The sequence below is a fragment of the Bacillus sp. FSL R9-9530 genome, assembly GCF_038008145.1.
Classification (GTDB): domain Bacteria; phylum Bacillota; class Bacilli; order Bacillales; family Bacillaceae_G; genus Bacillus_A; species Bacillus_A mycoides.
In genome coordinates, this window is sequence record NZ_JBBOYO010000001.1 from 1,054,444 (window position 1) to 1,079,945 (window position 25,502).

Below are 25,502 nucleotides of genomic sequence, written 5' to 3' on the forward strand. Positions count from 1 at the left end.
CATAATTTCATACTTAAAGCTTGTCGCTCTATTCATTTTGCAAAATACCTCTTGACACAAAAACGAAATATATAGCATAATATAAAAAATCAAATGGAAAATCGTTGAAGGGAAATAGTACATATGTCTTCTTACGAAAGAGAGTGGAATTCACCGGCTGAAAGATTCCTCGTATAGAATGTATCGAACCTATCCCCGAGTCTTAAATGAAAGTTTAGGCGTACGCCTGCGTTATAGGCGCCAAGTGGATATCTATGTATATCAATTAAGGTGGTACCGCGGAACAATGACCGTTTCGTCCTTTTTATTTTATTAAGGGCGAAGCGGTCATTTTTATTTTGCTCTTTAATAGGCTAGGTGCAGCACTGATAAGAATAGAAGCCGCTGTAAGCTGTATGAATAGAAGTGAAATTAATAAAAAACTTTGATTTTAGACTTGGGGGATACAAAAGTGAAAAAACAACGAATTGTTGTAAAGATTGGGAGTAGTTCCTTGGCAGATAGTCACGGAGGCATCTCTAAAGAACAACTTTCAGATCACGTTGCTGCATTGGCACGATTGAAAGAGGAAGGGCATGAAGTTTTACTAATTACATCCGGGGCAGTCGCTGCAGGTTTTTCTGCTCTAGGGTATCCTAGCAGACCTGTGACAATTAAAGGGAAACAGGCTGCTGCGGCTGTCGGGCAAAGTTTATTAATGCAGGCATACACGGAGGAATTCCGTAAATATGGTATCGTTACTGCACAACTTTTACTAACGAGAAGTGATTTTTCTAGAAAAGAACAATACAGTAACGCTTACGCTACTTTAGGAGAGCTACTAAACCGTTCTGCTCTTCCTATAATCAATGAAAATGATTCCATTTCTTTAGAAGAGCTAACGTTCGGTGATAATGATATGCTGTCAGCTTTAGTAAGCGGACTTGTTTCGGCAGATATGCTCATGATTTTTACAGATGTGAACGGTTTATATGACCAAAATCCTCAGAAAAATGCGGATGCGAAAAAATATCATTTCCTTCCTGAGGTAACGGAAGAAATTGCTTCTCTTGCAGGAGATGCTGGCTCAAAACTTGGGACTGGCGGTATGAAATCAAAAATCGATGCTGCAAAGACGGCACTATCTCTTGGAGTGAGTGTATTTATCGGAACGGGATGTGGACAGGAGAAGTTTTTAGATGTTATGAAGGGCAAAGGTGATGGAACATATATCGGGAATGCTCCTCAAAAAGTGATTAAGATGAACAAGCAATGGATCGCCTTGCATTCGCTTGTTAGCGGACAAATTGAAGTAGATGCGGGGGCAGCCACTGCCATCATTCAACATGGAAAGAGTTTACTTCCTGCTGGTGTTACTAGTGTGTCTGGATTTTTCCAAGTGGATGAAGTCGTGGAAGTAATTACGCAACAAGGGCGCGTAATAGGAAAAGGACAATGCACATATAGCGCAGAGGAACTAAGGAATTTAAAAGGTATGCAAAGCCAAGATATTCAAGCAAGAGGCGAAAGGCATAATTATGAAGTCATCCATAGAGATCACTGGGTTTCATTGTAAGCTTTAATTCTAGTACAAGAAAGATTTAGATACTGGTGTTAAAGGGCTCTCAAACTGTAACCTTTAAAAAGGAGGAAATAAAATGAATGAAGTATTGGCAAAGGGAAAAAGAGCAAAAGAGGTTGCTCGAGAACTTGTTCTTAAATCTACGAGTCAAAAAAACGAAGCACTTGCTGCAATTGCTGAAAGGCTAATAGTAGAAACAGCTTATATTTTAAAGGAAAACAAACGAGATATTGAAGAAGGTAAGGCGAAAGGATTTTCCGATTCTCTTCTTGATCGTCTTATGCTCAATGAACAGCGTATTATTGATATGGCAGAGGGGATTAAGCAGTTAATTGAATTACGCGATCCTGTTGGAGAATGTGTAAGTGCATGGGAGCGACCAAATGGATTATCTATTCAGGAAATGCGTGTACCACTTGGTGTTGTCGGAATGATTTACGAGGCAAGACCGAATGTAACGGTAGATGCTGCTACAATTTGTTTGAAAACAGGAAACGCAGTCATATTACGTGGTAGTTCTTCTGCTATCAATTCTAACAAAGCCATCGTTAGCGTTATTCACCGAGCGCTCAAACAAACAAGCTTGCCTCCAGAAAGTGTACAGCTCATAGAAGATACAACGCGAGATAGTGCAAAGCAGTTGTTTACATTGAATGAGTACTTAGATGTTCTTATCCCAAGAGGCGGCAAGCAGTTAATAGATACTGTAGTGAGAGAAGCATCTGTTCCAGTACTTGAAACAGGTGCGGGAAATTGTCATATTTTCATTGATGAAACAGCGGATAAACAAATGGCATTTGATATTATTATAAACGCAAAAACGCAGCGTCCATCTGTATGTAATGCAATAGAAACGATTGTACTTCATGAGAAGTGGGCGCAGCAATTTGGTAGCGAGCTGTTTTCTTCTTTGAAGGAAAGAGGCGTGGAGCTACGTGGTGATAATAAAGCATTGGCAATTGATTCTTCTATTGCATTAGCTTCAGAAGAAGACTGGGAAACAGAGTTTTTATCTCTCACACTGGCAGTTAAAGTGGTTTCCACTACGGAAGAAGCGATTCATCACATAAATACGTATGGATCCATGCATTCCGAAGCGATTATTACAGAGAACGAGGAAAACGTCAGCAAATTTTTCACATCTGTTGATGCCGCGGCACTTTATCATAATGTATCGACTCGTTTTACGGATGGATCTGAATTCGGATTCGGCGCAGAAATTGGCATCAGTACACAAAAGCTACACGTAAGGGGACCAATGGGGCTACCTGCATTGACTTCCACAAAATATGTGATTCGTGGAAATGGACAGATTCGGAGATAAGAATTATAAAAGAACAAGTAATAAGATGAAGACACCCAATTCAGTTTAAGTGTCTTCATCTTATTACAATTATTCATTTACCATACAAAAAGCCCCACAAGCATAGCGCTTAATAAGGAAACAGCCATGCCGCTAACAAGAAGCTTCCAAACATTTTTACCGATTATTGATGATTTTTCCCCGCCAAATAATGAATTGTAAGTTCCATAAATCATACCTACTGTACTAAAGTTTGCAAAAGAAGCTAGAAATGTAGTTGCAACTGCAATTGTATGTGGCTGTAAAGATTTTAGATTTGATTTTAAATCCATCATTGCAACAAATTCATTCGTTGTTATTTTTATCCCCATCAATTCAGCTACATACATAGCATCTTTTCCTGATAAACCGAGTAAAAAAGCAAAGGGGCTAAAGATAATAGAGAAGATTTTTTGAATTGTTAAACCTGTTACAAAAAAGCTTAAAATACCATTTAAACATGCTGTTAATGCTACATACCCAATTACCATCGCTAAAATAACAATAACCATATTCATCCCAACTAACATACTGTTTGAAATAGTAGAAAAGAAATCTTTTTTTTCATTTTTTGAAGGTGAATAAATAACATCCTCTTCTTTAGTAACTTCTACAGGATTTAAAACATTAGCCAAGATTAATGCATTAATACAGTTTAAAGGAATAGCGCTGAAAATATATGTTGCTGGAACCATTGATAGATAAGCACCAAGAATGGATCCGCTGACGCTACTCATACTCATAATTCCAAAAGTCAACAAACGATTTTCTTTTAACACAGATAATTGATCACGAACAACTGCAAGTGCTTCCGTATTTCCTAAAAACATCATTTGAATGGAAAAGAAGCTTTCTAACTTTGGTAAACGAGAAATCTTTGAAATGATTGCACCAACTTTATCAATAATCCAAGTTAAGATTCCAAAATACGAAAGAATATCAAAGAAAGTGATAACAAAAATGATAGGAAGTAAGGCGCTAAAGAAGAAATCAACTGTTTGATTTTCCATAGCTGAAGGAAATGCAAATCGAATTCCTTCATTCGCACATGATAGTAGCCAACTGAAAAATGACGCAATTTTATTAATGATAATACTGCCCAATTTCGTGCCTAACATAAACCACGTAATAAAAAGCTCCAATATTATTAGAATAACGATTGGTCTCCATTTTATTTTTCTTTTATTAGGCGAACATAGGAAAACGATTAATATTACAACGAAAATCCCTAACATATTTAATATGAAATGCATGTCAACAACTCCTTGAGGCTTATTATTTGTATATAAAAAAGCCCCTATTCTTCCAAATTTGGATTATGATCAGAAGTTATGAAGAATGTAAATTATGTTTGGGATTAATCTATTTCAATTTATGTACTAAAAATTAATGTTTTTTCGCTTTATAAAGGATATGTATTAATAATGTAAAGCAACAAAATAAATCTATTGGTAGAACGAAGGACAACAATTATTGGAAGTATGATAAAATTTTCTAAACTAATAACTGTATCCATTTTTAAACTGTTTAGGTGAAATACCAGTATGTTTTTTAAAAATCTTTGTAAAATGACTTTGGTCGTGAAAATTTAATAATGTAGAAATTTCGGATATAGAATGTCTCGTATAAGTCATTAACTTCTTTGACTCATCTACTTTGGCACGCTGAATATATTCATTTAGAGAAATTCCAACTTCTTTTTTGAAAAGGGAAGATAGATAACTAGGGTTTAATGTGACTATTTCTGCAAGGATAGTTAGTGTAATATCACCATAAAGATGAGTAAATATATAATTTTGGCATTCGTTTATAGGTTTGGAATGTTGCTGCATTGTACCATTTTTGACACGTTCTACAAACTCAAGTAAAGCATTCTCCAAAAAAGGGGCAATGGCTTCATTTTTATGTATTTCTTCGAGTTTTTGTATAAATAAATCGCTAAGAGTATATGCGATTTCAGGGAAAAGTCCTCCTTCTATCGCAGATCTAGTTGCAAGTGTAATAGCTGCAATGGCAGAATTTTTTTGGCTTCGCAGGTGACTCGTCTTTGATAACACCCCAAGCTCTCCTGATTCAGGTAATCTCCTTAGATTTTTAATTAAATCATCCTTTTTCCCTTGCTTAATACACTCAAATATTTTCCTCTCAGCTAGTGGATCGATATGAGTTAATGTACTTTGTCGTTGCTCCGATATATGTATTTCGGGCTGTTCAATTTTAAATTCCACCTTTTTTACAAGCATGTTTTTTTGCAGAACATCTGCTATGTTCAATTGTTTCTGATACAGCATGTAATAAAGCACTAAACTTATATTTAAAAAACTCAAATTATTTAATACGGGTAGAGAACGATAATATCGAATCATTTCTTCTTTGTCTATTTTTAGTTGAAGATCATTAACGATACCTTTAATTGATGTTTCTGATAGCCTGGAATAAAGGACGGGTCCAACAATGATGTTCCCACTAATTTGGTCGTTCAAAAGCAGATTAATTGCGAAAAAATTTTCAAGAAAGGCTGTCTCTTCTAATGACGGAAAAGTAAAGGGAGGCTGTTCTTTAAATATTTCATTAAGTATCGCCTCTTTTGAAGAATACATAGGGTTATGCTGAATATTGGACGAGATTTCAAATACTAAATCTCCATTGTTATTAAGAAAATAGACAGGTGTTTTATGTACGTCAAAGACTAGTTTACAAATATAATATAAATCCTCTAGTTTGGAGAAACTCATTATTTTAACCCCTATTCTTTAAAAATTAGCTAAATTTTTTACCAGTATTCTAAAAAATATACCATAACATCTAAAGAATAATAACTATAATGACATTAAGAAAGCGTTTACTTAATTATTTTTTAGGAGGGCTATCATGAAAAGGGATATTAAGAAAATCATTTCACAAATGACATTAGAAGAAAAGGCAAGTCTATGTTCTGGATTAGACTTTTGGAATACAAAAGGGATTGAGCGATTAGGAATTCCTTCAATTATGGTAACTGATGGACCACACGGACTTAGAAAACAGGCAGAGGGAGCAGATCACTTAGGGATTTATAACAGTATTCCAGCGACTTGTTTCCCTTCAGCAGTAGGGTTAGCTAGTACATGGAATAAAGAATTAATAAAACAAGTAGGAGTTGCATTAGGAGAAGAATGTCAGGCTGAAAATGTAGGAGTTCTCCTTGGACCAGGTGCAAATATTAAACGTTCGCCGCTATGCGGAAGAAACTTTGAATATTTTTCAGAGGACCCATATTTATCATCACAAATGGCTGCAAACCATGTTAAAGGTGTACAAAGTCAAGGGGTTGGAACGTCATTAAAACATTTCGCTGCTAATAATCAGGAGCATCGTAGAATGTCTGTAGATGCAATTGTTGATGAAAGAACATTGCGTGAAATCTATCTTGCTAGCTTTGAAGATGTTATTAAGGAAGCACAGCCTTGGACAGTAATGAGCGCTTACAACAAAGTGAATGGTGAATACGCTTCGGAAAATAACTATTTATTAAATGATATTTTAAAAGATGAATGGGGATTTGAAGGTTTTGTCGTTTCTGATTGGGGTGCAGTAAATGAGCGTGTTGCAAGTTTAGCTAACGGTTTGGAGTTAGAAATGCCTTCAAGCTTTGGAATTGGTGAGAAGAAAATTGTCGACGCAGTTAACTGTGGTAAGCTATCTGTAGAAAAGCTTGATCAAGCGGCAGAGCGTCTTCTTTACATTATTTTTAAAGCTTATGATAACCAATTAGAAAACGCTGTGTATAGTAAGGACGCGCATCATCAGCTTGCAAGAGAAGTTGCAAGTGAAAGTATGGTTATGTTACAAAATGAAGCTTCCATTCTTCCGCTGAAAAAAGAGGGAACGGTAGCAGTAATTGGAGGATTTGCAAAGCAACCACGTTTTCAAGGTGGCGGAAGCTCTCATATTAATCCAACAAATCTTGAAAGTATTCTCGAAGAAATTGAAACGGTATCAGGTGAAAAAACGAACATATTATTTGCCCAAGGCTATGACATTGCAAGTGATGATGTAAATGAAAGCATGGTTAATGAAGCAAAAAAAATAGCAGAGCGAGCAGATACAGCGGTCCTTTTCGTTGGACTTCCAGATCGTTATGAATCTGAAGGCTTTGATCGAAAGCATTTACAAATGCCAGAAAATCATGTGCAATTAATTGAGGCTATCGGTGAAGTTCAAAGTAATATCGTTGTAGTTTTAAGTAACGGTGCTCCAATTGAAATGCCATGGATAGGTAAAGTAAAAGGAATACTTGAAGGCTATTTAGGTGGCCAAGCATTAGGCGGGGCGATTGCCGATATATTATTTGGTGATGCGAATCCAAGCGGGAAATTAGCGGAAACATTCCCGAAAGTGTTAAGCGATAATCCTTCTTACTTAAACTTCCCTGGTGAAGGGGACAAAGTGGAATACAAAGAAGGTGTGTTCGTCGGATACCGTTACTACGATGCGAAAAATATTGAATCGTTGTTCCCATTTGGTTTTGGATTAAGCTATACAAATTTTGAGTATAGTAATCTTTCAATAAATAAGAAAGAGATAACGGATACGGACACTGTTTCTATCAGTATGAACGTGAAAAATACTGGTAGTAGAGTAGGGAAAGAAATTGTTCAGCTTTATATAAAAGATATTGAAAGCAGTATGACTCGTCCTGAAAAAGAGCTAAAAGGATTTGAAAAAGTAGAATTGCAACCGGGAGAAGAAAAAACGGTTAGCTTTACTTTAAATAAAAGATCATTTGCTTATTATAATGTTGAATTAAAGGACTGGCATGTTGAAACAGGTGAATTTGAGATTTTAGTAGGAAAGTCTTCAAAAGAGATCGTTTTACATGATAGCATGTATGTTCAATCAACGACTATAACTCAAAAACCAGTGCATCGTAATACGTTACTTGGGGACATATTTACGGACCCAATCTTAGCACCAATCGCAAAAGGGCTTATGGAAAAAACAGTAACAGACAGTCCGTTTGGTAGTATGACTGAAGGGGATAGTGATGCATCTGAAATGATGGACGCTATGCTGAACTATATGCCATTACGAGCATTAGTGAACTTTAGCGCAGGTGCTTTTACAGAAGAAATGTTAAGTGAAATAATTGGGATATTGAACGATGCGCAGATGAATTGATAAGCGGCGAATGCGAGGAAGTTAGGCGGGAGATAATGGCCCGGAAATGCCTAATTAAAGTTTTACTTTATCCATTGAACATTCTTTGTTGAATATTAATTAAGCTTAATAATTTATTGCAGGATGTTTCTCCAGCACGCAAAAAGGCAAATGAGAGTTAGAATCTCATTTGCTTTTTTGCGTGCTTATTTTGCTAAATGAAGAATCATATGCTTATCTATCATCTTTAATCGTTGCTTATAAATATGAACGATGAGATGGCCATGAACCTTGGAGTTTACGAAGTTGTATAATTTGACCTGTATGATATGCATCGTGCAATAGGATATTCATATATTGTTGCCAAACTGGTAGAGACGGACTTGGTTGATCCAGTTCTGCTTCTTGAAGGGATGTTAATGAAGATTGTAAGGCATCATGTACTTGGAGCGTTCGCTTCACTGTTTGTTGCCAAGCACCATCATCATTAGGTCCACCTTGGACAAAAGTGTCATCATTATTTTGTGGAGCAACAAATGTGTCATCCTGATGTAAGCGGGAAAGTAAGCGCTCTTTAAAGATTAGTAAATGGTTTGCATTTTCCCAAATCGTATTACTGGCCGTTCCTTCTGGGTACCAACATGCTTGTGCAGCAGTAAGATTCTTTAACGCTTCTGATATCGGTGGGTACCATTCTTCTTCGTAAAAAACTTGCTTGACTCCATTTTGTAATATTTCTTTTTTACTCATTCGTATAGCCTCCTTAACTATGAGATAGACCAACAACAAGTGTTAGAGAAATTAGAAACGTACCTACTTATCATCTGATTGATGTTTGGAAGTTTTTAAAAGAACAATACGGCGCCGTTGTAGTAATTGCAGAAATAAACTTATGCTTTCCAAATCATTTTTATAAACGTAATAAATTCTCCTTTCTCTTCAATAAACCTGCCTCATAGTTGAACAAGAAAATTAACTGCAGCTTAAATTTAAAAACTTGTAGCAATATAAAGTTTCAGAGAGTTTTAAAATTCTAAAAAGTTAGAAGGTATAATTCGATGAATATAGAATTTAATACATAGCAAATAAGGAGGGGATAAAATGGAAGTCTTTCACGTGACGAGTAGAAAAAGGGAAACATACAACGTTCAAATGAAGTATTCGATACTTTTCGAATGCGCACTTGGCATTGCGGCAATTACTCATAAGAGGTTAATCGACACGCTTGAAAAATCTCAAAGCGAATGGGAAGAAATAAGACAATCTTTATCACATGAAATGATAGAACATTTACAATTTGTTGAGAAGCATAATACGTGGAAAGCGTTGCTACAGTTACTGTATGATGGAGATTTTACGGATTTATCTCAGTTTGTTCACAATATCAATTCGTTATCGGAAGTAGATTTTAAATATGTGTGCTTACCGTTTTTAGGAGAAATGCATCAAGGAAAAAGACGTTTAGCAGCAAATGGAGACGTAACTGCAATACATGAATTAAAGGAACTGGCACATGATCACCAGTTTTTCTCTACTTATATTGGCTTTATATGTGATGCAGATGTACAAGAACTAAAGGGTCATTTAATCGCGGTTATGACAGGATGGTATGAGGGTGTTATTAAGAAAGAAGAGGAGCAACTGCTCTCTATATTAAAGCGAGATTATGAAGCGAAAAATGAAATGAATAAAAAGATGAAACCGGAAGAGTTTGTCGAGTGGGCTACAGGTGGCGTTACATATATGCCAGAGCCAAGTGTGCATCACGTACTTCTTATCCCGCAAATTACATACAGACCGTGGAACATAGAAGCTGATATTGAAGATACGAAAGTGTTTCATTATCCGGTCGCAAATGAAAGTATACATCCGGAAGATCCGTATGAACCGAGTTATTTTTTAGTTCATAAACATAAGGCGCTCGGGGATGAAGCGAGATTACGAATTGTAAAAATGTTGTTTGAAAAAGAACGTACATTGCAAGAAATAACGGAAAGATTACAACTTGGAAAATCGACAGTACATCATCATTTGAAATTGTTACGTTCAGCAAAGTTAGTAGATATTCATGACGGAAAATATGTATTGAGAAAGAAAGCAGTACAGTCGTTAGCGAAAGAATTAGATGCATTTTTGAATAGATAATATACAACGGGAATGTACATAAAGGGAGGAATTTAATAGAAAAGTTGGTGAGCTATAGTGAATAGTGTATTGAAAAATCGTTCATTCTTTTTTATGTGGATTGGCAGTGCAATTTCAGAATTAGGCGGGGCTTTCGGGACGTTATGTAATTCAATTCTCGTTTATGAATTAACAGGATCAAAAACAGCATTAAGTAGTATGTGGTTACTATATTTTATCCCGTCACTCATACTGCAACTTATAAGCGGGCCATATATTGATAAATGGAGCAGAAAGTGGATTATGATTTTTTCGCAATGGATGCGGGCCTCTGTTTTCTTACTGCCTTTAGTAATGCTAGTTACTAACAGTGTAGAAGTATGGCACATTTACGTTGTTCAAATTATAGTAGGGCTCATTACGCCGCTGTATACACCCGCCAGTCAAGCGATTACACCGAGCATTGTAAGTAAAGAGCAGCTTCAAGATGCAAATGCGTATATAGATGGAATGACTCGTCTTATGATGTTTCTAGCGCCAGTATTAGGTGGTATCGTCATTCATTTTATTGGAATGAAGCTTACATTATTTTTTGTGTGCGTTTGTCTATTAATAAGTGGAGGATTATTACTTTTCATTACAGAAAAGAGGATAAAGCAAGAACTTCGAAAAACGTGGCTAGAAGAGTTTCTTCACGGCTTTACATATTTTTTCACAAAACCAGTTATCGTTTGGCTTGGTATCTTTCTAACATTCGTTCAATTTGGAGTAGGAGTAACGATGGTTACGAATCTTCCTTATATTAAAGATGAACTATCGGCAGGGTATGCTGAATACGGTTATTTTATGGCAGGATTCCCATTTGGCTATGTAGTTGGTTCCATATTAGTTGGGAAAGTGAAGTATAGGAGCCGTAGATTACTTATGCTTGGAGGATTATTCGTAGGGGGCCTTACTTACATTTCACTAGGTTTAAATAATAGTATTATTATTGCGATTGTAATCGAGGTAATTGCTGGTATATGTATTGCATTTTTCAATGTTCATAACACGACGATATGCCAACAAACTGTCCCAAGTAATATGATAGGAAAAGTATTTTCAGTGCGATTATTTTTCATACGATTGGCAATGCCATTAGGTGTGTTATTAGGGGGAATACTGAGTGAAATGTGGGGAGTGAGAGTACTATACTTTATCATTGGCTCGATTATATGTGTCACTTCTTTAATAGGAATATTGGTTCCGTATTTCAAATTTTTAGATGAGGCAATTGAGGAGAAGTCAGCATAATTCTAAAGATTTGAAACTTTATAATTGAAAACAATTATCATAATCAATTATAATAGAAGAATACTAGTATTCGTATTACAAAGAGGGAGTGGAATATATGTTTATCGAAACGAAGACATTTACAGTAAAAGAAGGTACATCTAATATAGTTGTAGAGCGTTTCACAGGAGAAGGCATTATTGAAAAATTTGAAGGATTCATCGACTTAAGTGTTCTCGTTAAAAAAGTAAGACGCGGAGATGAAGAAGTTGTAGTTATGATTCGCTGGGAATCGGAAGAAGCATGGAAGAACTGGGAAACGAGTGAAGAGCACTTAGCTGGACATAGAGCGGGCCGCGGTAAGCCAAAACCAGATCATATCATTAAGGTTGAGCACGGAGTTTATTATGTGAAATCATCGAAATCGGCTTATCAACAGTCGTAAAAATACATTTGTTTAATTATATTCTTTCGAATAAATAACCATCTATCTGCTTACTGATAGATGGTTATTTATATTGAATAAAGAGAATGATTCGCATGTGATGTAAGAATAATTAACGGATAAGTTAAAACTAGAAATGTTATAATATAAACTCGATCAGTGAGTAAGATTAGGAGGAACAATAATGGTTCAATCGATAGTTCATATCGCATTAGTAGTAAAAGACTATGATGAGGCAATAGAATTTTATACAAAGAAACTAAATTTCACATTAGTTGAAGATATTTATCAGCCAGAAGAAAACAAACGGTGGGTAGTGGTATCTCCTCCAGGTTCAGTCGGCACCACAATATTACTAGCCAGGGCATCTAAACCTGAACAAGAGCCCTTTATTGGTAACCAATCAGGCGGTAGAGTATTTCTTTTCTTAAATACTGACGATTTTTGGAGAGATTATAATGAAATGATTTCAAGAGGAATAGAATTTGTGAGAGAACCGAAAGAGCAATCATACGGAATTGTTGCAGTATTTAAGGACTTATACGGGAATTTATGGGATCTACTGCAACTAAAGGATGATCACCCAATTGCACAAAGAATTAAGTAGATTACTACGATTGACAGCCTTTATCGGTAAATCGAGATTCCGTGTCGAATTGTTCATATAATTTCATTCATTGTATTCCAAATGTTGCATTTTAAAAAACGTTCTAGACTATAGGGGGAAGCATTAGACTATTTTTAATAGTCTAATGCTTCCCCCTTGAATATCTAAGTATTATTAATATGAGTATATATACCCTCTCTTAAAAGGAGATGAGTGAATGAAGTTGAATCATTTAAATCTATGTGTTGATGATTTATCAGAAGCTAGACATTTCTTTGAAACATTTTTTGATTTTCAATTTTTGGAGCAAAAGGGAAAGGCACTTGTAGTAATGAGTGATGAGAGTGGATTTATACTTGTGCTAAGTGATCCAAAAGCATTTAAGGGGAATAAGGAAGTTATGTATCCTGAAGCTTTTCATATTGGTTTTTTAGTGGAAACTTCAAGTGAAGTTGATCAATCATATAATCGTTTAGTAGCTGGTGGCATTGAAATAGACAAGAAACCGTATTCAATGAGAGGTAGTAGTTATGGTTTTTATTTTACAATGTTTAATGGATTGTTAATTGAAGTATCTTGCCTTGATTATAGAGATGGTAAGAAAGTCTCAAAACTGAATGGCACTCATCAAGAATAATTCTTTGAAGGTGTATATATAGCCCCTTATCCAGTTTGGAAAGGGGCTTGATCATTTTATTCGCTTATTTAATGGAACACCAAAGTAAAAAATAAGCATCTTTTAGTCAAAAGCCCGATTGATTCAACTAATAATCAGTGGGGGATGGACAAAATCCCCACTGATTAAAGTTTCACTTTATTAATCTAACCGAATTTCAAATTCAAGCATAGCTTGATCTTTCATAAATGGCATACTTTGTTCTTTAAATAATAAGCTAATTCCAGAGAGATTATTAGGAAGAGTAGGGGAAACTACAAATTGGTAGCTCACATGTCCATCTGTTCCAGTCCATCCTTCTGCCCAGCAATCGTATGTATCATTTATCGATAATTCAACAAGGCTATGTGTATTATTCTCATTAAGTGTATTGTTTTTTGGATCCCATTCCTTATATAAATTAATTACACTAGCGTTAGAATATTGACGAATAAAGGTTACAGTATACACAGTTTCTTTATGTTCATAAGTTTTTAAAACGGGTATATGTTTTTTAAACTTAGTCGGTTCGACGCGAGGTTTAAACTCATCTTCGTCCATCATAGATGAGAATAATGAATTTAAATAATCGGGATATAACCCGTTCTGCTTTGCCCAATTAGAAATGGCTTCATCTGCTGGGAAACCCGGATTCCCATTCGAAAGTTCTTTCCGTTCTTTTAATAAAGAGCAAATTTTTTCATCAATAGAAGATAAGCGTTCATCATAATGATCAGTAGGGCGTTCAAAAGGCATTCGTTGCATAATCATTCCTCTTTTCCTTTATTTTGTTTTCATATTTTATTATAACTGAAACAATTCTCATTTTTTACAATACAATCAATTAATTTAAATATTTAGAAAAATAGGATGTTTATGTGTTAAAATAAATATAGAAAACTATTTATTAACTATCGGCAGGTTAATAGAAAAAGGGTGTAAATAGTTAATAATGTCACAATTAAAATGCAACTAGATAGTTAGGAGGAATGATTATAATGGATACTACACAACAAAACAGTAATGCATGGGATAAGAAGGTTGAAGAAGGTTCTAGATACACTGAGCCTGTAAGTAGTGAGGTTATTGAAAAAAGTAAATCAGGTGAATGGGAAATCACAGTCACCACAGAAAAATCAGTTCCTAGAGATTGGTTTCCAAAGTCATTAGAGGGATTAAAGATACTTTGTTTAGCATCAGGTGGAGGGCAACAAGCACCAGTACTGGCTGCTGCTGGAGCAGATGTAACAGTTACTGATATATCTAAGAAGCAATTGGAACAAGATGAAATGGTAGCGGAACGGGATGGATTAACTTTAAAAACAGTACAAGGAGATATGTCAGACCTTAGTGATTTTGAAGATGAATATTTTGATATTGTCGTAAATCCTGTTTCTAATTTGTTTGTAAAAGATGTTCATCTTGTATGGAATGAGATTTCAAGGGTTTTAAAGAATAAAGGTATTCTTATTTCTGGATTTACAAATCCTTTACTATGGATTTTTGATGACAACCAAGAACAAAAAGGTATTTTGGATGTTAAACATTCAATACCTTCATCAACATTGGATTATTTACCAGAGGATGAAGTTCAAGATTATATTAATTTAAATCAAACAATAGAATACGCACATACTCTAGAAGATCAAATCCAAGGTCAAGTTGAAGCTGGTTTTGTTATAACGGGTTTTTACGAGGATGATTTTGGTGGAACAAGGATATTAGATAAGCATATTAAAACTTTTATTGCTACAAAAGCTATAAAGTTAAAGGTTGATTAAAATTTTTGGCTCGTTAGTCGAAGAAGGAAACTTGAAAACAGTAAAAGTTCAATGTATGTCAAAAAGGATGGCACTTGCCATCCTTTTCCTTGTGTAGTTTGAGTGTCAAAACAAGTTTTACTCTTCTTAACTGAACCCGTTATAATAAATAGTCCATTTTTTTACATTAATTTTTCACATCATTATATAGTTCCAGCGCCTCTTTCACATTCAATCTATTTTTTACAATGCCATGAATCGCTTGAATCATCGCAGTTGGATGTTCGGATTGCCATATGTTTCGGCCCATGTCTACTCCGATTGCGCCTTCTTGCAGCGCATTGTACGTAATGTTTAATGCGTCTTCGATTGAATCTAGTTTCGGTCCTCCCGCGATTACGACTGGAGCAGGGCATGTGCTTGTGATTTTTTCGAATCCTTCGCAGTAGTACGTTTTAATAATATCAGCCCCCATTTCAACACATACGCGGGAGGCGAGTGCTAGAAAGCGAGCTTCACGTTTTTGTAGTTCTTTCGCAACGGCGGTAATACCGAGTACTGGCAGGCCGTAATCGTGAGCTTCAGAGACTACGTTTGCGAGATTTGAAACAGTTTGTGTTTCATAGTCTGATCCAACAAAGACAGAAACGCCAACGCCAATTGCGTTTTGTTTTACTGCTTCTTTCACAGGTGTAACAATTGTTTCATTCGCTAAATCTTTGCCTACTACAGTTGCCCCGCCTGATACACGCATAACCATCGGTGTGTTGCAGTTTTCAGGAATACAGGAACTTAATACGCCTCGTGTTAAAAAGAGGGAATCAGTATATGGAAGCAAGTTTTTAACTGTTTCTAACGGTTGTTCAAGTCCGTGAATTGGCCCTAAAAAGTAGCCGTGATCTATCGCTAACATAACCGCTCTGCCGTCAGGTAAAATTGTGTTTAATCGATTTTTAAATCCCCAAGTCATTAGGAATCACTCCTTCGTTAATGTTGGATTTTCAGTTTGTACAGTATCTTTATTTGGTAAATGTGGTGACTTTATAAAAACAGCTTTAAAAGGCTTATCAGAATGGTTAATAAGATAATGGGATTCATGAGGTCGAACTTGCAAGACATCCCCTTGTTTGATCGGAACTCTCTCGTTATTCACATAGAAATCTATTTCGCCTTCTAACGCATAGAAGACTTCTTCGCACGTTGTATGATAGTGATTTTGAAACTCTTGCCCAGGCTGAATCACGACTAGGCCAAGATCGATATTTGGACCTTGTATTAAATATTTAGGCCCGTTATCACCGAAGCGATAGGAGAAATCATTTTCATTCGCTTTTAACATACATTTCACTCCTTTATCCCGCGTTAACGGGCAGTAAAACTCCCATCTCAAAATTTGGCTGGAGCAAAGAAGTTAGGGGGAGGTCAACTGCCCGTAAACGCCCGATTGGTTCAACTAATAATCAGTGGGGGAGGAACAAAACCCCCACTGATTAAAGTTTCACTTTATGTAATGTGTTACAGAGCACCGGGTGCAATCCACATATGTGAGGTGAGCCCTTTATCGGCTAAAGCGAGCTGACTGTTATACACAGTTTTCCATGTTTCATAGAATTCCTTATATAGTTCATGATTTTCAGTGACTGGCTCAAATGTTTTTTCCCACTGTACAAACTGTTCGGCAGTCTCTGCCATAGATGAATATATGCCAGCACCAACCCCAGCAGCAATTGCAGTTCCTAAAGCTGCCGCTTCTTTTACAACTGGTACTTTTACTGGGATTCCAAGAACGTCTGAAAGAATTTGTGGCCAAAGTTTTCCTTTAGCAGCACCGCCAGCAAAGATTACTTCAGAAGGGAATTTACCAGTGAGAGCTTCTATTAATTTCAAGTTGCCGAATGTAACGAAGGCGGCATTTTCTTCTATTGCCCGGAACATTTCTTTCTTCCCACATTTATCAGCATCTAAGCTCAAATTTAAAAAGGATGGTGCAGCATGTCGCCAAGAAATATAATTCATTACATTTGAAAAAGTGGGGATTATGCCATGTGAGCCTACAGGAACTTCTTTCGCTTGTTCTTCTAGTAATTCATAAGCATCTACACCGAGTTTTTCAGCGAGCCGTTTTTCTTCATGGCAAAAGGCATCTCGAAACCACCTCATAACAAGGCCAGGGAAGAAAGCGATTGTTTCGTATTGCCATAGGTTAGGAACGACATGGCAATTTACGCGAAGTGCCGCATTTGGATCAGTTTCTGGTTTTGTTATATTTACTTCTTGTTGCCAAAAACTGCCCCCGCATATAAATGTTTGTTCAGGTTTTACAACTCCAGTTCCAAGCGATGCCATTTGTGCATCTCCGCCGCCAGCAACGACCGGTGTTCCTTCATGTAATCCTGTTAACTCAGCACTTCGTTTTGTGATATTCCCGATAACTGTACCAGCTTCATTTACTTTTGGAGAAAAGGCTAGAGTAAGACCGCATTGCTCAGCAACCCAGTTATCCCAAGCTCTATTTTGTAAATCAAATATACCGGACGTACATCCATTTGAAGAATCAATTTGCAGTACGCCGCACAATTTATATAAAATCCAATCGTTTAACATCGTGAAAGAATGAATGTTTCTGTACACGTCTGGTTCATGCTTTTTTATCCAAAGTAAGCGAGGTAAAGCACCTAACGAAAAAGTTTGACCGGATTTTTTATATAAATCCTCTTCAATTTCGGAACGAATTTGTTTTAGTTCACTAACTTCCGCTGACGCGCGACCATCAACATTTGCACAAGCCCATATTTCCTGCCCGTTTTTATCGTATAAAACAAAGCCTTCACGCATACTCGTTGCACTAATACCTTTAATAGAAGAGGAGGACGTATTACTTTTTTGAAGAACCTCTTTCGTACATTGTTGAACGAGCTGCCAGTTTTCAGTTACATCAAAATTCATAGAACCAGGGTAACGACTATCTGATTTATGAATCCATTCTTTTTGACTAACAGCAAGTTGATTACCGTTTAAATCAAAAAGAACTGCTCGAATGCTCCCTGTACCAGCGTCGTAAGCTAATAGAGTAGACATTAAGAGTCACCTTCCTTTCTTAATAAGGAGAGGGCAGTTTCTTCATCGGTAATTAATGTATGAATGAACTTTCCTTTTAAGGCGCCGTAAATTGCAGCTATCTTTTCCGTACCGCCAGCTACACCAACGACATGTTTCATATTTTGAAGAACAGAGAGTGGTGTGCCGATAAGACGGTTATGATGGGGAAGTTCTAATTGTTTTCCGTCAGTATTATAAAATTGCCCTAAAATATCTCCAGCCCCGTGTTGACTACGTATATAAGTCATTTCACGTAGTGTTAATTTTTCTTCTTTCACAATTGTGGCGTCTTGAGATAAGCTGCCAATGCCAACTACTGCTGTATGAGCGAGTGAAGCGACGTGAAGCATATCTTTCACGCTCGGTTCAGATAGAATAATTTGTGTCATTTCGTTTGTAGATGTAAGAAAAGGGGTAGGAATAATATGAAGATCGCCTTGCATGTAGTTTAAATAGCTTTGATTTCTTGGAATATAGTGATTTACGCCTCCTGTAAGAGTAACGATTGAAAGACTCATAGAGCTATCAAAATGAATGTTTTCTAGCATTTTACTTATCGTCTCTCCCCAGCCAATCCCAAGTAAATCACCTTGTTGCAATTGAGTTTCTAAATATTGTGCGGCAGCTTTTCCGAGTGAAAATGCATAATCCTCAGTTGGCGTTGGAATAACGAAAGCATCTTTTAGATGGAATTTTTTTATAAGGTCACGTTCGATGCTTAAACAGTGTAAACCAGTACCTTTTATGTGAAATGTGACGACACCTTCCGTCCGTGCTTTATCTAACAACCGAACGACTTTATTTCTTGAAATGTGAAGAAGTGAAGCGATTTCTTGCTGGGTTAATTGATCTTTATAATAGTACCAAGCTACTTTTGTTAACAAATTGTCTTCAAAGTTCAGCTGTGACATGCTCTTCATCCCTTTCAACAATTGACCACAGCTTAAACATATGTGCTCGTTATTTTGTTTATTCCAGTTGAGGCGATAAATAGCCCAGTGAAAAAAGTGTTCTAGATATGAAAAAAGAAATATACAATGCTACAAAACAAGTAGAACAAAAAATCATTTTCTCAAAAAATGTTCTGCATAAAGGCAGGTGACAACATGTGGAGAGCGTGCCCTTATTACAAGTTACAAAGATGAGTAAATCATTTGCAGATCAACTCGTATTAAAAGAAGTCAATTTACAATTAGAGCGTGGAGATATATACGCTTTAGTTGGAGGAAATGGTGCCGGGAAATCAACGTTAATGAAAATACTAACGGGCTTGTATTCATACGATGCTGGCAAAATTTATGTGAAGGGGGAAATACAAAAGTTTTCAAACACAGCAGAGGCGCATCAACATGGTATTTACTTAATACCACAAGAGCCGCTCATCTTTCCTCATATGACAATTGAAGAGAACATTTGTATCGGAATGAAAGCGAAAAAGAAAGAGCTTCGAAATAAAATTAAAAAGTTGCTAGAAGACTTAGGGTGGAACATTCAACTTCGTGAGCTAGGGGTATCGTTATCCATCGCACAGCAACAATTAGTAGAAATATTGAGGGGATTAATAAGAGAAGCTGAGATTCTTATTTTAGATGAGCCAACATCGACATTAACAACTCACGAAATTAAGAGTCTTTTTGTGTTGATGAAAAGTTTAAAAGAAAAAGGAATTGGCATGATTTATATTACGCATCGTTTTCCAGAAATCTTTGAAATTGCGAATAAAGTAGCAATTTTACGTGACGGAATGATTGTAAGTCAAGGTGATGTATCAAGGTATACATATGACATGTTAATGGAGGGGTTATTACCGAAAGGATATAAATTTGAGGAGAAAAAAGAGATCATACAAGAGGAAACAGAGTATGCGGAAAAACTATTAGATGTCACGAATGCGTCAAGCTATGCGTTTCAAAATGTATCATTTACTGTACACGCTGGAGAAGTTGTTGGGATTGCTGGGATCGTTGGATCAGGTAGGACTGAACTAGCTGAATCGTTATGTGGATTAAAGCCTTTGAAATCAGGTTCTGTTTTATTAGATGGGAAATCCATTACAAAGTATTCGGTACATAAGCGAATAAAGGAAGGTATGGTGTATGTACCGGAGGATCGAGCAGGGAATGGTATTTTTTCAATTGCGTCTGTTAAGGAAAATATAACATCTGCATCTTTAAACAGTATGAGTAGCTTCTTTTTAAATAGTAAAAAAGAAAGCGCTTTATCCGAATTGTATATAAAACAGTTTAGAATTGTTGTCCCTCATATGAATGAAGAGCTGACGTCTTTATCAGGTGGGAACCAACAGAAGGTTGTGCTAGCAAAATATCTTGCATGTAATCCGAAAGTGATTATTCTTGATGAACCGACCCGTGGTATTGATGCGAAAGCAAGATTAGAAGTATACGAAACGATACAAAGTTTGAAGAGAAAGGGACTTGCGCTCATATTAATTTCTTCAGATATGGAAGAAATCGCTCAATTAGCGAATCGTGTTTATGTGATGAGAAACGGAGGATTCGTCTCTCATTTGGAGAAGAAGGAAATTTGTATTGATGAAGTTACACGCCTTGCGTACGGAGGAAAGGGAGGTGTAACGGAGTGAACCGTTTATTTAAAATGCATGAGACGTCTATTATTATTTTATTACTTCTTTACATAGCCTTCGTTGGAGTAATGAATCCTAGTTTTGTTCAGTTTAGCTCTTTATCTTTAATTATGAAATCAAGCGTTATTTTAGTTATTTTGGCAATTGGTCAATCTTTCGTATTGTTTACGAAAAATATAGATGTATCAGTAGGATCTATTATGGGATTAAGCGCTGCGGTTTGCGGGATGTTGTTAACAGATGGATACAGTGCCTTTATTTCAATATTTGTGGCAATTATACTTGGTGCTCTTATTGGTATGGTAAATGGAATTGGCGTTACGAAATTTCGAGTGCCAGCTATCATTATGACATTAGGAATGCTCGGTATTATTAGAGGTGCAATGTTACTATTCACGGGCGGAAAGTGGATTGAAGATATTCCGAATGAGTATAAACAAATTTCTTCTATTATGATGTTAGGCATTCCGGTAACGGTATGGACCGTTCTTATCATATTATTACTACTATATTTCTTTTTAATGAAAGTACAAATTGGAAGATATTTTTATGCTGTCGGTGATAATGAAGATGGTGCAAGGCTTATTGGAATACATGTAGATAAAGTGAAAATATACGCGTTTATCATATCAGGCATAAGCGCTGGGCTCGCTGGATGTATATTCGTAATGAATATTGGATTCGTTCCAAATCAAACAGGTACAGGGATAGAATTGCAAGTTATCGCCGCTGCTGTTTTAGGTGGTATACATTTAAAAGGAGGAACAGGTTCTATATTTGGAGCGGCATTAGGTGCATTTTTTTTAGAAGTGATAAGCAGTTCACTCGTCTTTTTAAAAATACCTGCATTTTGGAATAGTGCTATTTCAGGATTTTTACTTTTACTCATCATCATAATAGATAGTGTCTTAAAAAAATGGAAGAAACTCCGGCAACTAGAAGAAAGAAGGGTGAATCTATGAGGGGAATACGTAGCTTGTATAGATGGGAAGGGGTTCTTCTCATATTGCTTCTCGTAGAACTCATTCTCTTTAGTTTCATAAATAGTGATTTCTTAAACATTAGTAACCTCCTTTTTAGTATGAACGATTTCCTCATTATTTCAATCGCGGCTATTCCGATGACATTTGTCATTGTAACTGGCGGAATTGATGTATCAGTAGGATCTATTATGGGGCTTACTTCGATTCTTATCGGAGCACTTTGGATGAATGGCATGCCTATACTGTTGGCCGTTATCATTGCGCTCGTAATAAGTTGCATAGCGGGCGGATTAAATGGACTTATTATAAAAATGACAGATGTAGAACCTCTTGTCGTTACACTTGGAACGATGTTTTTATATGCAGGAATCGCCCTTGTTATTTCAGGTGGTTCGGGTGCAGCGGGCTATGAAGGAATAAGTGGTTTACCAGATTCGTATGTGCAAATGGCAAATGGTAGTTTTATCGGTATACCTAATCTATTATGGCTCCTTGTCATTTTAACGATAGTATTTACGATATTGTTTCACCGTACAACATATGGTCGCTACGCAAAATTAACTGGCGCAAATGAAAGTACGGCGAGATATTCCGGCATTCGAACGAAGAAAGTAGTGATTATTGCTTACGTACTTTCTGGGTTAGGAGGTGGATTAGGAGGAGCTTTCTTAACAGCGTATTTCGGTTCAGCTCGTGCAGATATTGGAAGTGAAACGATTTTGCCAGTAATTACGGCAGTTGTATTAGGCGGCACACTTATTACAGGCGGAAAAGGGAGTATTATTGGGACAGTACTAGCGAGTATTTTTATAGGACTCATGCAGTACGGTTTACAAATGACGGGCTTAACGAATGAACAATCTAATGTAGTAATAGGTATTATCCTTATTGTTTCTGTTATTATGAGACATTTCAAATTACAACGATTCACTACGGGGAAAAGAAGGAATTTGCATAAGGGGGAAATGTCATGAAGAGAAAACTGGGGATTGTTATTATTATGTGTATTTGTTTAATCGGTTTAATTGCTTGTTCTAGCCAAACAGCGGACAAGAAAAAAGCAGATGATGTGAAATTTGCATTCATTCCGAAATTAACGGGAGTTGGCTTCTTTACATCAGGCGGTGAAGGTGCAAAAGAGATGGGAGATAAGTTAGGTGTACAAGTGAAATATGATGGACCTTCTGAAGCGAGCGTATCAGGGCAAGTAAAATATATAAACAATTTTATTAATCAAAACTACGATGCAATTATGGTTTCATCTACGTCAGTTGATGGTCTCTCGCAATCATTACAACGTGCAAAGAAAAAGGGGATGACCGTATTAACGTGGGATTCTGATGTGAATCCGAAAGACCGTTCGTTTTATATTAGCCAAGGTACACCAGACCAACTAGCAAAGTTATTAATAGAAATGACATCTAAGCAAATTGGAGATAAAGGGAAGGTCGCATTCTTTTATTCAAGCCCGACTGTAACAGATCAAAATCAATGGGTAACGAAGGCGAAAGAGATTATTAAAGAGAAATATCCGAATTGGGAAATTGTAACGACGCAATACGGTGAAAATAATGCTCAAAAATCTTTATCGGTAGGGGAGAGTATTTTAAAAACGTATCCAGATATTAACGCAGTAATATGTCCAGATGCAACAGCACTACCAGCAATGGCGCAAGCAGCTGAGAATTTGAAAATGGATAAGAAAGTAGTCGTAACGGGATTTTCGACACCGAACGTTATGCGTGATTATGTAAAACGAGGAACAGTACAACAATTTGGATTATGGGATGTAAAACAACAAGGTGCCCTCGCAACGTATGTTGCAAATGAAATTGTTGTAAAAGGGAAGAAGTTAAAAGTCGGGGATAGCTTTGAAGTAAAAGGAATCGGAAAAGTGAAAGTAGAGCCGAACTCTATTCAAGGGTATGACTATGAGGCAGAAGGAAATGGTATTATCGTATTACCTGAACGAGTTGTATTTACGAAGGATAATATTGATAAGTATAATTTCTAGTAGAAAATAAAAACGTCCGAATATATCGGACGTTTTTATTATGTTGTTTTTTTAATCTATTCATTAATTGTGAACAGCTTCTTTTTCATTTAACCCAAGTGTGCGTCCTGTTGAAGCGTGAAGCTCTTGGAACAGTCTTGGATTTTCCGTAAGTGACACGCCGTAAGAAGGGACCATTTCTTTTATCTTTGGCTCCCATTCTAGTATACGTTCTGGGAAGCATTTTTCTAATACTTCAAGCATAACGTGAACAGCAGTAGAAGCACCTGGAGAAGCGCCAAGTAACGCAGCGATTGATCCGTCATTTGCACTAACAACTTCTGTACCAAATTGAAGTGTTCCTTTCCCACCTGCATCAGTATCTTTAATTACTTGCACACGTTGTCCAGCCACGACAGTATCCCAATCTTCACTTTTAGCGTTCGGAATAAACTCACGTAATTCTTCCATACGCTTTTCATGTGATAACATAACTTGTTGGATTAAGTATTTTGTTAATCCCATTTCTTTTACACCGGCTGCTAACATCGTTAAGACGTTATTCGGTTTTACAGAACCAATTAAATCAAGGTTTGAGCCAGTTTTTAAGAATTTAGGTGAGAAGCCTGCAAATGGTCCAAACAGTAAAGCTTTTTTGTTGTCTATATATCTTGTATCAAGGTGAGGTACAGACATTGGCGGAGCACCAACTTTAGCTTTTCCGTATACTTTTGCATGATGCTGCTCTACAATTTTTTGGTTTTTACATACCATAAATAGTCCACTTACTGGGAATCCTCCAATATGTTTTGACTCAGGAATACCAGTCTTTTGAAGTAGAGGTAGGCTACCGCCACCGCCGCCGATAAAGACGAATTTTGCAGTATGGTGTTCGATTTTACCACTATTCATATCATGTACTTTTACTTCCCACAAACCGTTCTTCGCACGTTTAATATTTTCGACACTATGTTTGTAGTTAAGCTCCACATTTTTAGTTTTTAAGTAATCAAATAACATACGTGTTAGCGCACCAAAGTTAACATCTGTTCCAGAATCAATTTTTGTTGCAGCCATAGGTTCATTAGAATTACGACCTTCCATAATGAGTGGAAGCCATTTTTTTAATGTGTCAGGTGCATCAGAAAATTCCATTCCTTGGAATAGAGCATTTTTTGAAAGCGCTTCAAAACGTTTTTTTAGAAACTCTACATTTTTTTCCCCTTGTACCAAACTCATATGAGGTAGTGGCATAATAAAATCTTGTGGATTACGAATTAAATTTCTTTTTACAAGATACGCCCAGAATTGTCTTGAAAGTTGAAATTGTTCATTAACTTTTACAGCTTTACCAATATCTATAGATCCGTCGGATTTTTCGGATGTATAGTTAAGCTCACATAGCGCAGAATGTCCTGTACCGGCATTATTCCATTCGTTAGAACTTTCTTCTCCGGCATTTGCGAGTTTTTCAAATACTTTAATTTCCCATTCAGGTGCCAATTCTTTCAGTAATGATCCTAACGTTGCGCTCATAATTCCTGCGCCAATTAAGATAACGTCTGTTTTTTGCTGCATGTTGCTCATGATAATCTCTCCATCCCCTATATTGGCAAAAAAGAGTAGGTGTTTTTATATCTAAGCCGTAAAAAGAAAACACCGCCTAGGCCCCACCTAGGTATTTACCTTTTTTGTCTCAATTATATAACCATCTCATAGTCTATTATAATAATTAATAGACTAAAATATCTAGTGTTATCTGATAATTTTAAACTATTTAACGTTTTATTTCATAGAATTCTTCTGTCATAAGGGTAAAAAGCATAGTAGTAAAGCGGAATTTGGAGAAGAATTCCATTTTGATGTTATCTCAAAAAAACTTCTATTTTTATGTTTTATCTTTGAAAACTAGTAAAA

Annotated in this window: 22 protein-coding genes and 1 other annotated feature; of the genes, 13 read left to right on the plus strand and 9 right to left on the minus strand. The window is 36.4% G+C overall.

Going from position 1 to position 25,502, the window contains the following annotated elements; translation table 11 throughout:
• Window positions 1-95: 95 nt before the first annotated feature.
• Window positions 96-306 (plus strand) — a binding site (T-box leader).
• 145 nt (window positions 307-451) lie between these two features.
• Together proB and MKX66_RS05155 are read left to right on the plus strand one after the other, a co-directional pair.
• A complete protein-coding gene (gene proB, locus MKX66_RS05150) occupies window positions 452-1,555 on the plus strand; it encodes a glutamate 5-kinase (RefSeq protein ID WP_088039636.1) in 1,104 nt (367 codons plus the stop codon).
• A gap of 82 nt (window positions 1,556-1,637) precedes the next feature.
• Window positions 1,638-2,885: a glutamate-5-semialdehyde dehydrogenase gene (locus MKX66_RS05155; RefSeq protein ID WP_341085704.1), complete on the plus strand. Its 1,248-nt coding sequence runs from the start codon at window positions 1,638-1,640 to the stop codon at window positions 2,883-2,885.
• A 77-nt stretch (window positions 2,886-2,962) separates the two neighbouring features.
• Here the strand turns inward: MKX66_RS05155 and MKX66_RS05160 are convergent, their stop codons facing one another.
• On the minus strand, window positions 2,963-4,156 hold the full coding sequence (locus tag MKX66_RS05160) for a NupC/NupG family nucleoside CNT transporter (RefSeq protein WP_113735796.1): 1,194 nt from the start codon (window positions 4,154-4,156) through the stop codon (window positions 2,963-2,965).
• Between the two features lie 246 nt (window positions 4,157-4,402).
• The gene (locus MKX66_RS05165; protein ID WP_341085706.1) at window positions 4,403-5,638 is read right to left on the minus strand and encodes a helix-turn-helix domain-containing protein; all 1,236 of its coding nucleotides are present in this window, start codon (window positions 5,636-5,638) and stop codon (window positions 4,403-4,405) included.
• Window positions 5,639-5,774: 136 nt separating this feature from the next.
• Between MKX66_RS05165 and MKX66_RS05170 the strand changes: the two genes are divergently transcribed.
• On the plus strand, window positions 5,775-8,063 hold the full coding sequence (locus MKX66_RS05170; protein WP_341085708.1) for a glycoside hydrolase family 3 C-terminal domain-containing protein: 2,289 nt from the start codon (window positions 5,775-5,777) through the stop codon (window positions 8,061-8,063).
• 237 nt (window positions 8,064-8,300) lie between these two features.
• Here the strand turns inward: MKX66_RS05170 and MKX66_RS05175 are convergent, their stop codons facing one another.
• Window positions 8,301-8,792, minus strand: coding sequence for a DinB family protein (locus MKX66_RS05175; RefSeq protein ID WP_341085710.1), 492 nt, complete (start codon window positions 8,790-8,792; stop codon window positions 8,301-8,303).
• 351 nt (window positions 8,793-9,143) lie between these two features.
• Here MKX66_RS05175 and MKX66_RS05180 point away from each other — a divergent pair, with 351 nt between their 5' ends.
• From MKX66_RS05180 to MKX66_RS05200, 5 genes are all read left to right on the plus strand, one after another.
• Complete coding sequence (locus MKX66_RS05180; RefSeq protein ID WP_215589811.1) at window positions 9,144-10,187, plus strand: ArsR/SmtB family transcription factor; 1,044 nt, start codon at window positions 9,144-9,146, stop codon at window positions 10,185-10,187.
• Window positions 10,188-10,244: 57 nt separating this feature from the next.
• Complete coding sequence (locus tag MKX66_RS05185; protein ID WP_341085712.1) at window positions 10,245-11,459, plus strand: MFS transporter; 1,215 nt, start codon at window positions 10,245-10,247, stop codon at window positions 11,457-11,459.
• 97 nt (window positions 11,460-11,556) lie between these two features.
• Complete coding sequence (gene hmoA / locus MKX66_RS05190) at window positions 11,557-11,883, plus strand: heme-degrading monooxygenase HmoA (RefSeq protein ID WP_000469495.1); 327 nt, start codon at window positions 11,557-11,559, stop codon at window positions 11,881-11,883.
• 184 nt (window positions 11,884-12,067) lie between these two features.
• Window positions 12,068-12,490, plus strand: a complete 423-nt coding sequence (locus MKX66_RS05195) for a VOC family protein (protein WP_002084855.1) — start codon at window positions 12,068-12,070, stop codon at window positions 12,488-12,490.
• Window positions 12,491-12,707: 217 nt separating this feature from the next.
• Complete coding sequence (locus MKX66_RS05200; RefSeq protein ID WP_044438236.1) at window positions 12,708-13,127, plus strand: VOC family protein; 420 nt, start codon at window positions 12,708-12,710, stop codon at window positions 13,125-13,127.
• A 180-nt stretch (window positions 13,128-13,307) separates the two neighbouring features.
• Here MKX66_RS05200 and MKX66_RS05205 read toward each other — a convergent pair whose 3' ends face one another.
• Entirely contained in the window at window positions 13,308-13,910 is a 603-nt protein-coding gene (locus tag MKX66_RS05205; protein WP_341085715.1) for a hypothetical protein, read from the minus strand.
• Window positions 13,911-14,143: 233 nt separating this feature from the next.
• Here MKX66_RS05205 and MKX66_RS05210 point away from each other — a divergent pair, with 233 nt between their 5' ends.
• Window positions 14,144-14,926: a class I SAM-dependent methyltransferase gene (locus tag MKX66_RS05210; RefSeq protein WP_016101165.1), complete on the plus strand. Its 783-nt coding sequence runs from the start codon at window positions 14,144-14,146 to the stop codon at window positions 14,924-14,926.
• 166 nt (window positions 14,927-15,092) lie between these two features.
• Here the strand turns inward: MKX66_RS05210 and lsrF are convergent, their stop codons facing one another.
• From lsrF to MKX66_RS05230, 4 genes are all read right to left on the minus strand, one after another.
• A complete protein-coding gene (gene lsrF, locus MKX66_RS05215; RefSeq protein ID WP_002032842.1) occupies window positions 15,093-15,875 on the minus strand; it encodes a 3-hydroxy-5-phosphonooxypentane-2,4-dione thiolase in 783 nt (260 codons plus the stop codon).
• Between the two features lie 6 nt (window positions 15,876-15,881).
• Window positions 15,882-16,244 (minus strand): cupin domain-containing protein, encoded by a 363-nt coding sequence (locus tag MKX66_RS05220; protein ID WP_000909986.1) that lies wholly within the window; start codon window positions 16,242-16,244, stop codon window positions 15,882-15,884.
• A 176-nt stretch (window positions 16,245-16,420) separates the two neighbouring features.
• On the minus strand, window positions 16,421-17,983 hold the full coding sequence (gene lsrK, locus MKX66_RS05225) for an autoinducer-2 kinase (RefSeq protein ID WP_193653299.1): 1,563 nt from the start codon (window positions 17,981-17,983) through the stop codon (window positions 16,421-16,423).
• Window positions 17,983-18,915, minus strand: coding sequence for a sugar-binding transcriptional regulator (locus MKX66_RS05230; protein WP_131247927.1), 933 nt, complete (start codon window positions 18,913-18,915; stop codon window positions 17,983-17,985). Before MKX66_RS05230 ends, lsrK begins: the two co-directional genes overlap by 1 nt.
• 197 nt (window positions 18,916-19,112) lie before the next feature.
• On the opposite strand from MKX66_RS05230, the gene MKX66_RS05235 reads away from it, so the two are divergent.
• From MKX66_RS05235 to lsrB, 4 genes are read left to right on the plus strand one after another with little or no spacing between them, the layout of a single operon-like run.
• Window positions 19,113-20,606, plus strand: coding sequence for a sugar ABC transporter ATP-binding protein (locus tag MKX66_RS05235; protein WP_341085719.1), 1,494 nt, complete (start codon window positions 19,113-19,115; stop codon window positions 20,604-20,606).
• Window positions 20,603-21,571 (plus strand): ABC transporter permease subunit, encoded by a 969-nt coding sequence (locus MKX66_RS05240; RefSeq protein WP_088039621.1) that lies wholly within the window; start codon window positions 20,603-20,605, stop codon window positions 21,569-21,571. The genes MKX66_RS05235 and MKX66_RS05240 overlap by 4 nt, the downstream gene beginning before the upstream one ends.
• The gene (locus MKX66_RS05245; protein WP_002189993.1) at window positions 21,568-22,566 is read left to right on the plus strand and encodes an ABC transporter permease; all 999 of its coding nucleotides are present in this window, start codon (window positions 21,568-21,570) and stop codon (window positions 22,564-22,566) included. Before MKX66_RS05240 ends, MKX66_RS05245 begins: the two co-directional genes overlap by 4 nt.
• Window positions 22,563-23,606: an autoinducer 2 ABC transporter substrate-binding protein LsrB gene (gene lsrB / locus MKX66_RS05250; protein WP_063218349.1), complete on the plus strand. Its 1,044-nt coding sequence runs from the start codon at window positions 22,563-22,565 to the stop codon at window positions 23,604-23,606. The genes MKX66_RS05245 and lsrB overlap by 4 nt, the downstream gene beginning before the upstream one ends.
• Before the next feature lie 63 nt (window positions 23,607-23,669).
• On the opposite strand, the gene MKX66_RS05255 is transcribed toward lsrB, so the two are convergent.
• The gene (locus MKX66_RS05255) at window positions 23,670-25,172 is read right to left on the minus strand and encodes a malate:quinone oxidoreductase (RefSeq protein ID WP_088035417.1); all 1,503 of its coding nucleotides are present in this window, start codon (window positions 25,170-25,172) and stop codon (window positions 23,670-23,672) included.
• Window positions 25,173-25,502 lie beyond the last annotated feature (330 nt).